Source organism: Klebsiella sp. K5-204, from assembly GCF_030128585.1.
GTDB lineage: Bacteria > Pseudomonadota > Gammaproteobacteria > Enterobacterales > Enterobacteriaceae > Klebsiella > Klebsiella quasipneumoniae.
The window spans coordinates 228,644-240,649 of record NZ_JAKUZS010000002.1 but is presented as its reverse complement, the minus strand read 5'-3'; the positions used below and the strand labels follow the sequence as shown (position 1 = coordinate 240,649).

Annotated in this window: 11 protein-coding genes and 1 pseudogene; 6 read left to right on the top strand and 6 right to left on the bottom strand. The window is 56.1% G+C overall.

Features of this window, described 5'->3' with window-relative positions; genetic code table 11:
- The first annotated feature begins 98 nt into the window (after nucleotides 1-98).
- Nucleotides 99-1,655: an EAL domain-containing protein gene (locus MKR05_RS06640; protein WP_064157410.1), complete on the top strand. Its 1,557-nt coding sequence runs from the start codon at nucleotides 99-101 to the stop codon at nucleotides 1,653-1,655.
- A 36-nt stretch (nucleotides 1,656-1,691) separates the two neighbouring features.
- Here MKR05_RS06640 and yoaE read toward each other — a convergent pair whose 3' ends face one another.
- Nucleotides 1,692-3,251, bottom strand: coding sequence for a CNNM family cation transport protein YoaE (yoaE, locus tag MKR05_RS06635; RefSeq protein ID WP_101861954.1), 1,560 nt, complete (start codon nucleotides 3,249-3,251; stop codon nucleotides 1,692-1,694).
- Between the two features lie 446 nt (nucleotides 3,252-3,697).
- Between yoaE and manX the strand changes: the two genes are divergently transcribed.
- The 5 genes from manX (at nucleotide 3,698) to mntP (ending at nucleotide 7,896) form a co-directional block, all read left to right on the top strand.
- Nucleotides 3,698-4,669, top strand: coding sequence for a PTS mannose transporter subunit IIAB (gene manX / locus MKR05_RS06630; protein WP_004203357.1), 972 nt, complete (start codon nucleotides 3,698-3,700; stop codon nucleotides 4,667-4,669).
- A 56-nt stretch (nucleotides 4,670-4,725) separates the two neighbouring features.
- Nucleotides 4,726-5,526: a PTS mannose/fructose/sorbose transporter subunit IIC gene (locus MKR05_RS06625; protein WP_004203359.1), complete on the top strand. Its 801-nt coding sequence runs from the start codon at nucleotides 4,726-4,728 to the stop codon at nucleotides 5,524-5,526.
- 12 nt (nucleotides 5,527-5,538) lie between these two features.
- On the top strand, nucleotides 5,539-6,390 hold the full coding sequence (locus tag MKR05_RS06620) for a PTS mannose transporter subunit IID (RefSeq protein ID WP_004145526.1): 852 nt from the start codon (nucleotides 5,539-5,541) through the stop codon (nucleotides 6,388-6,390).
- Between the two features lie 62 nt (nucleotides 6,391-6,452).
- Nucleotides 6,453-6,911, top strand: coding sequence for a DUF986 family protein (locus MKR05_RS06615; RefSeq protein ID WP_023290218.1), 459 nt, complete (start codon nucleotides 6,453-6,455; stop codon nucleotides 6,909-6,911).
- Between the two features lie 418 nt (nucleotides 6,912-7,329).
- Entirely contained in the window at nucleotides 7,330-7,896 is a 567-nt protein-coding gene (gene mntP, locus MKR05_RS06610; protein WP_117135933.1) for a manganese efflux pump MntP, read from the top strand.
- 3 nt (nucleotides 7,897-7,899) lie between these two features.
- On the opposite strand, the gene rlmA is transcribed toward mntP, so the two are convergent.
- From rlmA to MKR05_RS06585, 5 genes and pseudogenes are all read right to left on the bottom strand, one after another.
- Nucleotides 7,900-8,694 (bottom strand): 23S rRNA (guanine(745)-N(1))-methyltransferase, encoded by a 795-nt coding sequence (rlmA, locus tag MKR05_RS06605; protein ID WP_023290220.1) that lies wholly within the window; start codon nucleotides 8,692-8,694, stop codon nucleotides 7,900-7,902.
- Nucleotides 8,695-8,755: 61 nt separating this feature from the next.
- A complete protein-coding gene (ftsI, locus tag MKR05_RS06600; protein ID WP_032428912.1) occupies nucleotides 8,756-10,504 on the bottom strand; it encodes a peptidoglycan glycosyltransferase FtsI in 1,749 nt (582 codons plus the stop codon).
- A gap of 187 nt (nucleotides 10,505-10,691) precedes the next feature.
- A complete protein-coding gene (gene cspE, locus MKR05_RS06595) occupies nucleotides 10,692-10,901 on the bottom strand; it encodes a transcription antiterminator/RNA stability regulator CspE (protein ID WP_001062678.1) in 210 nt (69 codons plus the stop codon).
- An 85-nt stretch (nucleotides 10,902-10,986) separates the two neighbouring features.
- Nucleotides 10,987-11,058: pseudogene (locus tag MKR05_RS06590) on the bottom strand (DUF2627 domain-containing protein); the annotation flags it as partial.
- A 591-nt stretch (nucleotides 11,059-11,649) separates the two neighbouring features.
- Nucleotides 11,650-11,940 carry a YebO family protein gene (locus MKR05_RS06585; protein ID WP_023290222.1) on the bottom strand — a complete coding sequence of 97 codons (291 nt, stop codon included), beginning with the start codon at nucleotides 11,938-11,940 and terminating at the stop codon, nucleotides 11,650-11,652.
- Nucleotides 11,941-12,006 lie beyond the last annotated feature (66 nt).

The window sequence follows — 12,006 nt, the reverse complement described above, 5'->3', positions numbered from 1 at the left end:
CATTTTCTTTTTTCTATACCTGGCGATATTCTGCCACTACAATTGCTCTATTAAATAAGCCACGCTTAACCACTCGTCCTGTCGACAGGGTGTCGCACATGCAGACTGCACAAAAAGTCATTACGGCCTATCGCCGCAAACGCATTATAGTCTGCCTGCTGGTCGCCCTGGTGACCCTGGGCGCCACCTTAGCCATCCGATTTATTTCGCAGCGTAGCGAAAATGAAGACTATATTCGCACGGCCGCCAGCCAGCGGGTGGCGGCGCTAAATAATATCCTGCGCCCGCTGAGCGCGGAGCGCACCACCCTGCTTCCTCTGGTGGGCAAACGCTGCCCGGATATCCATCTGACCCTGCGCAAAATGGCAGCCTCGTTGCAGACCGTTCGTTCCGTCGTCCTCGTGACGGACGGTATCGTTTACTGTTCGAGTATTTTCGGGCAACGGCAGGCGGATTTACACCAGCTGCAGCCCTCGCTGCCAGCCCCCCATCCTTTATTACTCTTTTCAACCGAAAAATCGCTGCTTAAAGGGACGCCGGTATTGATCCAGTGGTACCCCACCCCGGAAAGCGGCCAGGACGGCGTGATGTTGATTGTCAATATCGAGCTGCTGGGGACCTTAATTCTCAACGAAAAATCATCCCTGATAAGCGACGTCAGCCTGCAGGTTGGCGATCGTTATTTTAGCAGCCGCGATGGGCTTCTCGATAAAACGCATACCCCGCAGGGAACGGTGATTTATCGCCAACGCTCTAGCGAGTTTCCGTTTACCATCAACATCAACGGCCCTGGCGCCTCGACAATCGCCCTCGAAGAACTGCCCGGCGAGCTGCCGCTGGCGCTGATCTTCAGCCTGCTAATGACCGGCATCGCCTGGCTGGCCACCGCCGGAAGAATGAGCTTCTCGCGGGAGATAAGCCTCGGTATTTCCGCCCGGGAGTTTGCCCTCTGGTGCCAGCCGCTGCAGGATGCGCGCAGCGGCCGCTGCTGCGGGGTGGAGATCCTGCTGCGCTGGAACAACCCTCGCCGCGGAGCGATTTCGCCGGAGGTGTTTATTCCCATCGCCGAAGGGGACAATCTGATCATCCCCCTCACCCGCTACGTCATTGCCGAAACCGCCCGCCGTCTGGATGCTTTTCCCAGCGACCGCCAATTTCATATCGCCATTAACGTCGCTGCCCGCCACTTCGCCAACGGCTTACTGCTGCATGACCTGCATAATTACTGGTTCAGCATGAACCCGGTACAACAGCTGGTGGTCGAGCTGACCGAACGCGATGTCCTGCAGGATGGCGACCAGCATATGGCCGAAGATCTGCACCTGAAAGGCGTACAGCTGGCGATCGATGACTTTGGCACCGGCAACAGTTCGCTCTCATGGCTGGAAAAACTGCGCCCGGACGTGCTGAAGATTGACCGCTCGTTTACCAGCTCGGTGGGGATAGACAGCGTCAATGCCACGGTGACCGATATCATTATCTCCCTCGCCAACCGGCTGAATATTATTACCGTTGCCGAAGGGGTGGAGACGCTGGAGCAGGAAAGCTACCTCAGAAACCACGGCGTCGATGTGCTGCAGGGGTTTTATTATGCGCGGCCGATGCCGGTGGAGGCGTTCCCGGCGTGGCTGGCCAGTCAAGAGGCAACAGAATAACTCGCCGGCCCCCACGGGGACCGGCGCGCAGGACGATTATTCTTCTTCGTCGCTCGGCGGACGGGTGACCACCGCGCGTACCAGATCGACCCGGTAGTCATTCGCTTCCACCACGGTGAAATGCAGCGGCGGCAGCGACACCACGTCGCCAATGCGCGGGATATGGCCATTGGCGGAGATCACCAGACCGGCAACGGTGGCAATATCCTCATCGTCATTGTTCAGCGGATCCAGCCCCAGCGCCTGCTGCAGCGCATGCAGGTCGGTCGACCCCTTAATAAGCCAGCCGTCGCCATCGATAACGATCTCCGGCGTCTCATCGGCGTCCGGGAATTCACCGGCGATCGCTTCCAGGACGTCCAGCGGCGTCACCAGCCCCTGCACCACGCCAAATTCATTGGTCACGATGACGAAACTGCCGCGCGCGCGACGCAGGACGCCGAGCAGATTGATCGGGTCCAGCGTTTCAGGCACTACAATCGCCGGAGAGGCGGAGGCCAGCGCCGCGACGTTTTCGCCCGACTCCAGGGCCACCAGCATCTCTTTCGCCCGCACGATGCCAATGATTTCGTCCAGTTCTCCGCGGCAGACCGGGAACAGGCTGTGCGGCGACGAAAGCAGCTGACGGCGAATTTCATCTTCACTCTGCTCAGCGTCCACCCAGCTGATTTCCCCGCGCGGAGTCATGATGCTGCGCAGAGAGCGCTGAGCCAGCGTCAGCACGCCGTTAATCATGTAGCGCTCTTCTTCCGCAAAGGCGCCCTCCGGTACCGGCACCGACGCCGGGCTGTCGGCGTCATGGTTGACGGAGGCCTGTTTACGGCCGCCCATCAGGCGCAGGATCGCATCCGCGGTACGGGCGCGCAGCGGCAGCGTCGACTGGTGACGAACAAAGTTGCGGCGCGCCACCTGGTTAAAGAACTCAATGATGATCGAGAAACCGATCGCCGCGTACAGGTACCCTTTCGGAATATGGAAGCCAAACCCTTCCGCCACCAGGCTCAGGCCGATCATCAACAGGAAGCTCAGACAGAGCACCACCACCGTCGGGTGCTGGTTGACAAAGCGCGTCAACGGCTTCGACGCCAGCAGCATCATAATCATCGCGATCACGACCGCCGCCATCATCACCGGCAGATGGTTCACCATCCCGACCGCGGTGATCACCGCATCCAGAGAGAAGACAGCATCCAGCACCACGATCTGCAGTACCACCACCCAGAAACTGGCATAGCCTTTCCCGTGACCGGCGTCATGCTGGCGGTTTTCCAGCCGTTCATGCAGCTCGGTTGTCGCCTTGAACAGCAAGAAGATCCCGCCGAGCAGCATGATGAGGTCACGCCCGGAAAAGGAGAAATCGGCGATAGTAATCAGCGGTTTAGTCAGCGTCACCATCCAGGAGATCACCGACAACAGCCCCAGGCGCATCACCAGCGCCAGCGACAGGCCGATCAGTCGCGCTTTATCACGCTGCTTCGGCGGCAGCTTGTCCGCCAGGATGGCAATAAACACCAGGTTATCGATACCGAGCACAATTTCCAGAACGATAAGCGTCAACAGGCCGGCCCAGATTGAGGGATCCATTAACAATTCCATGTGCGACTCCGGTTAGCGGCAACGTCAGTCATCGCCATGTCATGCACGGACGCGACAATAGATGCTGAGAGATAAGCGTGATGCGTGGAGGTGGCAACCAGGTGCCAGAAAGTGAAAAGACGTCGATGACGGTCCATACTGCGGGCTATGCCCTATACTCCTGAGTAATTAAACGGAAGTTAAACATAGCAAAATATAGATCGAAATTGGAAAAGATTTACCTGAATTTGCAATAACTAAGGCTATTTTTTGCGCTGCAAAATTATTACCAGGCGATGCCTGATTAACGGATCTTCATCACATTAATTATTTTTTCACTGTCTAAAATAATTCGCGGTAGTAACTATTTTCTATCTTACACCCTAACTGAATCGATTTTGTCCTCAAGAGTGATTCAGGATGTATCAAAGCAGATGATGCATTCACGATAATAAAGGAGGTAGCAAGTGACGATTGCTATTGTAATAGGCACACATGGTTGGGCTGCAGAACAGCTGCTGAAAACAGCAGAGATGCTGTTGGGCGAGCAGGAAAACGTTGGCTGGATCGATTTCGTTCCGGGTGAAAACGCCGAAACGCTGATCGAGAAATACAATGCCCAGTTGGCAAAACTGGATACCAGTAAAGGCGTGCTGTTTCTCGTCGATACATGGGGAGGCAGCCCGTTCAACGCTGCGAGCCGCATTGTCGTCGATAAAGAGCATTACGAAGTCATCGCCGGCGTCAACATCCCGATGCTGGTGGAAACCTTCATGGCCCGCGATGACGATCCTTCCTTTGATGAGCTGGTCGCCTTAGCGGTAGAGACCGGCAGCGAAGGCGTGAAAGCGCTGAAGGCCAAACCGGTGGAAAAAGCGGCCCCTGCGCCCGCTCCTGCCGCGGCGCCAAAAGCCGCCGCCCCGGCCAAACCGATGGGCCCGAATGACTACATGGTCATTGGCCTTGCGCGTATCGACGACCGCCTGATCCATGGTCAGGTCGCCACCCGCTGGACCAAAGAGACCAACGTCACCCGCATCATCGTCGTCAGCGACGAAGTCGCCGCGGATACCGTGCGCAAAACCCTGTTGACCCAGGTTGCGCCGCCGGGCGTCACCGCCCACGTGGTGGACGTCGCCAAAATGATCCGCGTCTACAACAACCCGATGTACGCCGGACAGCGCGTGATGCTGCTGTTTACTAACCCGACCGACGTTGAGCGCGTCGTCGAGGGCGGCGTGAAAATCACCAGCGTCAACATCGGCGGTATGGCGTTCCGCCAGGGCAAAACCCAGGTTAACAACGCGATTTCGGTCGATGCCAAAGATATTGAGGCGTTTAACAAGCTGAACGCACGCGGTATCGAGCTGGAGGCACGTAAAGTGTCCACCGACCCGAAACTGAAAATGATGGATCTGATCGCCAAGGTTGATAAATAACCCGGACGATCGCGCCCCAGTTTTCACTTTAAGACTTAATCAACAGGAGAAGTACAATGGAGATTACCCTTCTTCAGATTGTGCTGGTGTTCATCGTCGCGTGTATTGCGGGTATGGAGTCGGTGCTTGATGAATTTCAGTTCCACCGTCCACTGGTCGCCTGTACGCTGATCGGCGCCGTTCTCGGCGATATGAAAACCGGTATTATCATCGGCGGTACGCTGGAAATGATCGCCCTGGGCTGGATGAACATCGGTGCGGCGGTTGCCCCTGATGCCGCGCTGGCGTCCATTATTTCCACCGTTCTGGTTATTGCCGGCCATCAGAGCATCGGCGCCGGCATCGCGCTGGCTATCCCGCTGGCGGCTGCAGGCCAGGTGCTGACCATCATCGTGCGTACCATCACCGTAGCCTTCCAGCACGCAGCGGATAAAGCGGCGGAGAATGGCAACCTGACCGCCCTGTCGTGGCTGCACGTCTCATCCCTGTTCCTGCAGGCGATGCGTATCGCTATCCCGGCCGTCATCGTGGCCATTTCCGTCGGTACCAGCGAAGTCCAGGGCCTGCTGAATGCGATCCCTGAAGTGGTTACCAGCGGCCTGAACATCGCCGGCGGCATGATCGTGGTTGTAGGTTACGCGATGGTCATCAATATGATGCGCGCGGGCTACCTGATGCCGTTCTTCTACCTCGGCTTCGTCACCGCCGCCTTCACCAACTTCAACCTGGTGGCCCTGGGCGTGATTGGCGCGGTCATGGCAATCCTCTACATCCAGCTGAGCCCGAAATATAACCGCGTCGCCGGTGCCCCGGCTCAGGCGGCTGGTAACAACGATCTCGATAACGAACTGGACTAACAGGTGAGCGAAATGGTTGATATGACTAAAAATACCACCGAGAAAAAACTCACTCAGAGTGATATTCGTGGCGTGTTCATTCGTTCTAACCTGTTCCAGGGTTCATGGAACTTCGAACGTATGCAGGCGCTGGGCTTCTGCTTCTCTATGGTTCCGGCGATTCGTCGTCTCTACCCGGAGAACAACGATGCGCGTAAGCAGGCGATTAAGCGTCACCTTGAGTTCTTCAATACCCATCCTTACGTTGCCGCGCCGGTACTGGGCGTAACGCTGGCGATGGAAGAACAGCGCGCCAATGGCGCAGAGATTGACGATGGCGCCATCAACGGCATCAAAGTCGGTCTGATGGGGCCGCTGGCCGGCGTCGGCGACCCGATCTTCTGGGGTACGGTGCGTCCGGTGTTCGCGGCCTTAGGCGCCGGGATCGCGATGAGCGGAAGCCTGCTCGGACCACTGCTGTTCTTTATCCTGTTCAACGCGGTGCGACTACTGACCCGCTACTATGGCGTCGCCTACGGTTACCGCAAAGGCGTGGACATCGTGAAAGATATGGGCGGCGGCTTCCTGCAGAAACTGACTGAGGGGGCGTCAATCCTCGGCCTGTTTGTCATGGGGGCGCTGGTTAACAAGTGGACGCACGTGAACATTCCGATGGTGGTGTCAAAAATCACCGGCTCTGACGGACAGGTTCACGTCACCACGGTGCAGACGATCCTCGACCAGCTGATGCCGGGCCTGGTACCGCTGCTGTTGACCTTCGCCTGTATGTGGCTGCTGCGTAAGAAAGTTAACCCGCTGTGGATCATCGTTGGCTTCTTTGTCATCGGTATCGCGGGCTACGCTGTCGGTCTGCTGGGTCTGTAATTTCCAGGTTGTACGCCGGGGGCTTGCCCCCGGCTTTTTTTTATCAGGAGGAACGCAAAGCAATGACATTCACGGACCTGGTGATCATCCTGTTTATCCTTGCGCTACTGGCCTACGCGGTGTATGACCAGTTTATTATGCCGAGGCGCAACGGCCCGGTGCTGCTGGCCATCCCCCTGCTTCGCCGCAGCCGCGTTGACGGCATGATCTTTGTCGGCCTCATCGCCATTCTGATCTATAACAACATCACCCAGCACGGCACCGCGATCACCACCTGGCTATTATCTGCGCTGGCGCTGATGGGACTCTATTTATTCTGGATCCGTACGCCGAAAATCATTTTTAAACCGCGCGGCTTTTTCTTCGCCAACGTGTGGATAGAATATCAGCGAATTAAAGAGATGAATTTATCCGAAGACGGCGTACTGGTGATGCAATTAGAGCAACGGCGGCTGCTGATTCGCGTACGAAATATCGACGATCTGGAAAAAATATACAAACTTCTCGTTTCAACTCAATGAGTTAAAAATATAGCCAACGCTATGTTTTTCAGATTTCGTCTGGGGAATTATATAGCCATGGCTATATTTCCCCCTCTGCCCTTCTGTTTTTCATTAACTATTTATTTACTTATAAATTCAAATGAAAATCGTTATCATTTGGTTATTAAAATAGCCCTCTTCTGTTATTGTTTTATATTCTAAAAATATGTTAAGGTTGCGCCCGTCGTTGGGGAGTAGCCGATTTCCTGCCCGTCAGGAAATGTACGTGTCAACATACTCGTTGCAAAACGTGGCACGTACGGGTTGAAGTGATTCAATCAGGCGAGACCATAGATACATCACTGCTGTACGTATTGCTCAGCCATTGAGCGGCTCCGCGTATATTTACTGGGGGCAGCGATGTGTCATATGGATTATCCCCGGTCAGGACAGGCACATGAATTTATCCGCAACCCTTCTTCTCGCTTTCGGCATGTCTATGGACGCCTTCGCGGCCTCTATCGGCAAAGGCGCCACCCTGCATAAACCCAAATTCTCAGAAGCTGTTCGCACCGGGCTGATTTTTGGCGCCATTGAAACCATGACGCCGCTGGTCGGCTGGGGACTGGGCATGCTGGCCAGCCAGTTTGTGCTCGAGTGGAATCACTGGATTGCTTTTATTCTGCTGGTGTTTCTCGGCGGGCGGATGATTGTCGAAGGGCTTCGCGGCGATAGCGACGAGGCGTGCGAGGCGCCTCGCCGGCATGGCTTCTGGCTGCTGGTCACCACCGCCTTCGCCACCAGCCTTGACGCGATGGCCGTCGGCGTCGGTCTGGCCTTCCTGCAGGTCAGCATTGTGACCACCGCGCTGGCGATCGGCTGCGCCACCTTTATCATGTCGACGCTGGGGATCATGGTGGGTCGCTTTATCGGCCCGCTGCTGGGCAAACGGGCCGAAATTCTCGGCGGTATCGTACTGATTGGCATCGGCAGCGAAATTCTCTGGAGCCATTTCGCCGGTTAAGCTTTACTCCTCACGCTGCCAGCAATGGATCATAAAATCGGTCTGGCAGCCAAAGGTCGCCTGCTGACGCAGCGCGTCATGCACTTCGGCTTTGGCCCGCCACGCGAACGGCGTCATCTGCAGCAGGGCCTGCGCTTCACTTCCCGTCAGGGTCATCGGATAAGCCAGCTGCTGCTGAGCATCCAGGCGGAACCCCGGCATCGCTTCCGTCTTCAGCTCATGCAGGCGGATCTCATCGTAAATCAGCCCTTTCAGCTCCAGCAGATGGCGGGGTCCCGGCGTGGCAGTGATCACCCATCCGCCAGGCCGCACCACCCGCGCCAGCTCACCGGCGTTGCAGGGGGCGTAAATGCGCACCACCGCATCGAAGCTATTATCGGAGAATGGCAGCCGCTGGCTGGAGGCGACGCAAAAATTCACCTGCGGATAGCGTTTCGCCGCCGCGCGGATTGCCGGCTTCGACACGTCCAGCCCCCAGCTGCGGCTGGCGATGGCGGCAAATGCGTGGGTGTAATAGCCTTCGCCGCAGCCGATATCCAGTAATGCCTGAGGGGCAGCGTGCCGCAGTCGCTCAGCGATAGCGTCCCGCAGCGGCTGATAATGCCCGGCGTCGAGGAACGCCCGACGGGCCTGCATCATCTCAGCGCTGTCGCCGGGATCGCGCGACCGTTTGAACTGCACCGGTAGCAGATTGACGTACCCCTCTTTCGCCAGATCGAACTGGTGCCGCTGCGGGCAGGAATAGTGATTGTCGCTACGGCTGAGCGGCGCGTGGCAAAGGGGGCAACTGTATGACATGACGGCTCCGGTGTCGCTGAAAGGGCGAAAGTGTAGCGCTATTCGCCCCTGCAGACCACTGTTACAGCGCCGGCGCCAGCGGGTGGCTGTCGTGCATAACGATCAGATTCTCCGCCCCTTGTGGCATGCCGTCCGGCATGACGTTCTCCAGCCGCAGGACATCGCCCATAATCTGGCTGAATACCGGGGCGGAAACGGCCCCGCCGTAATAGGAGCCATTGCTCGGGTCGTTCATCACTACAACCAGCGCGAACTGCGGACGGCTGGCGGGCGCCACGCCGGCGGTATAGGCGACATATTTGTCGATATATTTGCCGTCCGGACCGATTTTCTTCGCCGTCCCCGTTTTTACCGCCACCCGGTAGTCGCGCACCGCCGCTTTGGTACCGCCCCCGCCCGGGAGCGCCACGCTCTCCATCATATGCTCCACGCTGTGAACAATATTCTCCGGCATTACGCGCGTGCCAATCACCGGCGGGTCGATGCGGGTGATCGACAACGGTCGTTGTATGCCGAAGCCGCCGATGGTGGCGTAAACGTGCGCCAGCTGGAGCGGGGTAACCATCAATCCATAGCCGAAAGCGAAGGTGGCACGATCCAATTGCCCCCAGTAACGACGATGCGGCATCAGCCCGGCGCTTTCGCCGGTCAACCCCAACCCCGTCGGCTCGCCGAAGCCGAAAGCCGTATAGGTGTCAATCAGATGCTGCACCGGCATGGCGAGCGAGAGATGCGATACGCCGGTATCGCTGGATTTCTGCAGGATGCCGGTCAGGCTCAGCTCCGGATAATAGCCGACATCGCGGATACGGTGGCCGTCGAGGACAAACGGATGAGTGTCCACGACGCTGTCCGGCTGGACAATCCCCTGCTGCAGCGCGGTCATGATCACCAGCGGTTTGACGGTCGACCCCGGCTCGAAGGTATCGCTGATGGCCCGGTTGCGAAAATCATCCAGCGTTGCGGCATCGCGATTGTTGGGATTGAAGTCCGGATAGCTGGCCATCGCCAGGATCTCACCGGTATCGATTTTAATCAGCACCGCCGCCCCGGACTCGGCTTTATTCCAGCGAACAGCGTTGTCGAGGGCATCTTCCGTCACCGTCTGCAGGCGCTCATCGATACTCAGCTGCAGATTATGCGCCGGCACAGGCGGTACTTCGGTAATGTTCTCAATCACATTGCCATGTTTATCTTTCCGCACCAGACGTCGCCCGGGTTTACCGGTCAGCTGGGCGTTGAAGCTTTTCTCCACCCCTTCGATGCCCTGATTATCGACATTGGTAAAGCCCAGCAGATTGGCAGCCACATGGCCTGCCGGATAGAAACGCCGCGATTCATCGCGCAGGTAGACGCCTGGCAGATGCAGTTTATCAATCCACGCCGCCTGCTCGGGATTGATCTGCCGCGCCAGATAGAGAAAGCGGGCGTGGGGATGGCTCTGTACCCGCTGGGCCAGTTCCCCGAGGTTGAGATGCAGCGCTTCGGCCATCGCCTGCCAGCGGGGTCCGTAGCCGACGCCGCCCTTCTCCATGGTGGTCTGCGGGTCGATCCAGATTGCGCTGACCGGAACGCTCACCGCCAGCGGTCGTCCTTCCCGGTCGGTGATCATCCCCCGCTCAACCGCAACGGGCTCTTCGCGCAGAGAACGCATATCCTCTTGTTTTACCAGATTATCGGGGGAAATAATCTGCAGCCAGCCCACGCGGGCCAATAGCAGTCCCAGACAACCGAGTATGGCCACGCAGAGTAACCCGAAGCGAATCGGGGTAAAGCTGGCGGCGGACTTCATTTTTTTATTTAGCACCATAGCTCCGGCATTGTTTTGCAACCAACTGATTTAACAGAAAATTAGCAAAACAGACTGCTACACAATGCTAATAAAGTTGAGTATTTGCAACAAGACGCGACGAGAGGGGGAAAAATGACATGCTTTGCAATAAAAACGCAAAAGCCCCGCGCAGGCGAGGCTTTTATACAAGAAGAGTGGTCTTGTATCAGATAGCAGTTACGTTAACTGCAGCCGGACCTTTCTGGCCGTCCTGAATTTCGAACTCAACGTTCTGGCCTTCAGCCAGAGTTTTGAAGCCGTTACCCTGGATAGCGGAGAAGTGTACGAACACGTCTTTGCTGCCATCAGCCGGAGTAATGAAACCAAAACCTTTAGACTCGTTGAACCACTTAACTTGACCTTTAATCTTTGCCATTTGCAAAATTCCTTAGACTGTTTTCTTCGCCTGCTGGCGTTTACATAGATAAAACTGACACATAACTGCATGAGGCACTAATTTAAGGTTCGGCAGAGAAGCGGTATTCAACGACAACGTGTTTACTCAGGACTTCTTTACTGAAAATGCCACACATAAACAGAACTGTACCTCGTTTAACCCGAAAGGTGTTATCACACACTACGTAAATAATGGCAAGCCATTTTTAAACGTGTCTCGATCGTTCGCACAAATTATAAGGTAATCCTTTGATCGCCTGCACATTTATGCGTGTTTGTCGCCCCTGGCAAGGCGCTATGGCGTTTATCAATAACGCAAGAGCGCAGCCCGGTAACGGCAACTTTTTTACCATAGCTCAACAACTTCGCTTCGTCCAGGTATGTCCGTATACGAACTGCCAGTATACAGGCGGCTGGCGGGCCGTGATGAATATTGACGCGCAAAATTCGTTATAACCCCAGACGAAAAATCGCTAAAGCCACGCCAGTGTAGTGATAATAAAACCTGTTAGTCGTCACGCTAAAAATAGTGCTAATTCTGCACCTTAATAATGAAAAAAAGATGACAGCGTCACGTTATCCAACAATAAACGCGGCGGGGATCACTTTATTTACAGCGTGTAAAAAAGGGGATAGTACATTGAGAAAGGAATAATGGAATAAGAATAAGATATTACCGCCCGCTATCATGCAGGTGCGCATCTTATGATGCACACCTGTCGAGGTACTTAGCGCTCTGCCACCAGGCGGATAAATTCGTCCTCCCCTTTCGCCTTACCGGCGACGGTCGGCTCAGCCACGTCCTCTTTTTCCGGCGCACTGGCTTCGCACAGGCGACGTAGCAGCGCATTCTGCCGCTTTTGCTGATCCAACAGCGCCTGCAGCAGTTCTATCTGCTCATTCGCCCGCGAGCTGGCGCGGTTGACGAAGAACCATAACAACAGACCGACAAGCAGCAGCGCCACAGACACGGCCAGCGATGCCAGATTTAAGATCCCAGGATTTAGTAACTCACTCATTTCACCACCTCAAAGAGAAGGCGTTCATTCTACCACCCGCGGCGCAGAAGGAAATCAGTCGTCAGA

What these genes read in the sequence shown, in the direction of transcription:
- MKR05_RS06640 (WP_064157410.1), top strand. Translation starts at nt 99, where the DNA reads ATGCAGACTGCACAAAAAGTCATTACGGCCTATCGCCGCAAACGCATT.
- yoaE (WP_101861954.1), bottom strand. Translation starts at nt 3,251, where the DNA reads ATGGAATTGTTAATGGATCCCTCAATCTGGGCCGGCCTGTTGACGCTT.
- MKR05_RS06625 (WP_004203359.1), top strand. Translation starts at nt 4,726, where the DNA reads ATGGAGATTACCCTTCTTCAGATTGTGCTGGTGTTCATCGTCGCGTGT.
- MKR05_RS06620 (WP_004145526.1), top strand. Translation starts at nt 5,539, where the DNA reads ATGGTTGATATGACTAAAAATACCACCGAGAAAAAACTCACTCAGAGT.
- MKR05_RS06615 (WP_023290218.1), top strand. Translation starts at nt 6,453, where the DNA reads ATGACATTCACGGACCTGGTGATCATCCTGTTTATCCTTGCGCTACTG.
- mntP (WP_117135933.1), top strand. Translation starts at nt 7,330, where the DNA reads ATGAATTTATCCGCAACCCTTCTTCTCGCTTTCGGCATGTCTATGGAC.
- rlmA (WP_023290220.1), bottom strand. Translation starts at nt 8,694, where the DNA reads ATGTCATACAGTTGCCCCCTTTGCCACGCGCCGCTCAGCCGTAGCGAC.
- ftsI (WP_032428912.1), bottom strand. Translation starts at nt 10,504, where the DNA reads ATGGTGCTAAATAAAAAAATGAAGTCCGCCGCCAGCTTTACCCCGATT.
- cspE (WP_001062678.1), bottom strand. Translation starts at nt 10,901, where the DNA reads ATGGCAAAGATTAAAGGTCAAGTTAAGTGGTTCAACGAGTCTAAAGGT.
- MKR05_RS06585 (WP_023290222.1), bottom strand. Translation starts at nt 11,940, where the DNA reads ATGAGTGAGTTACTAAATCCTGGGATCTTAAATCTGGCATCGCTGGCC.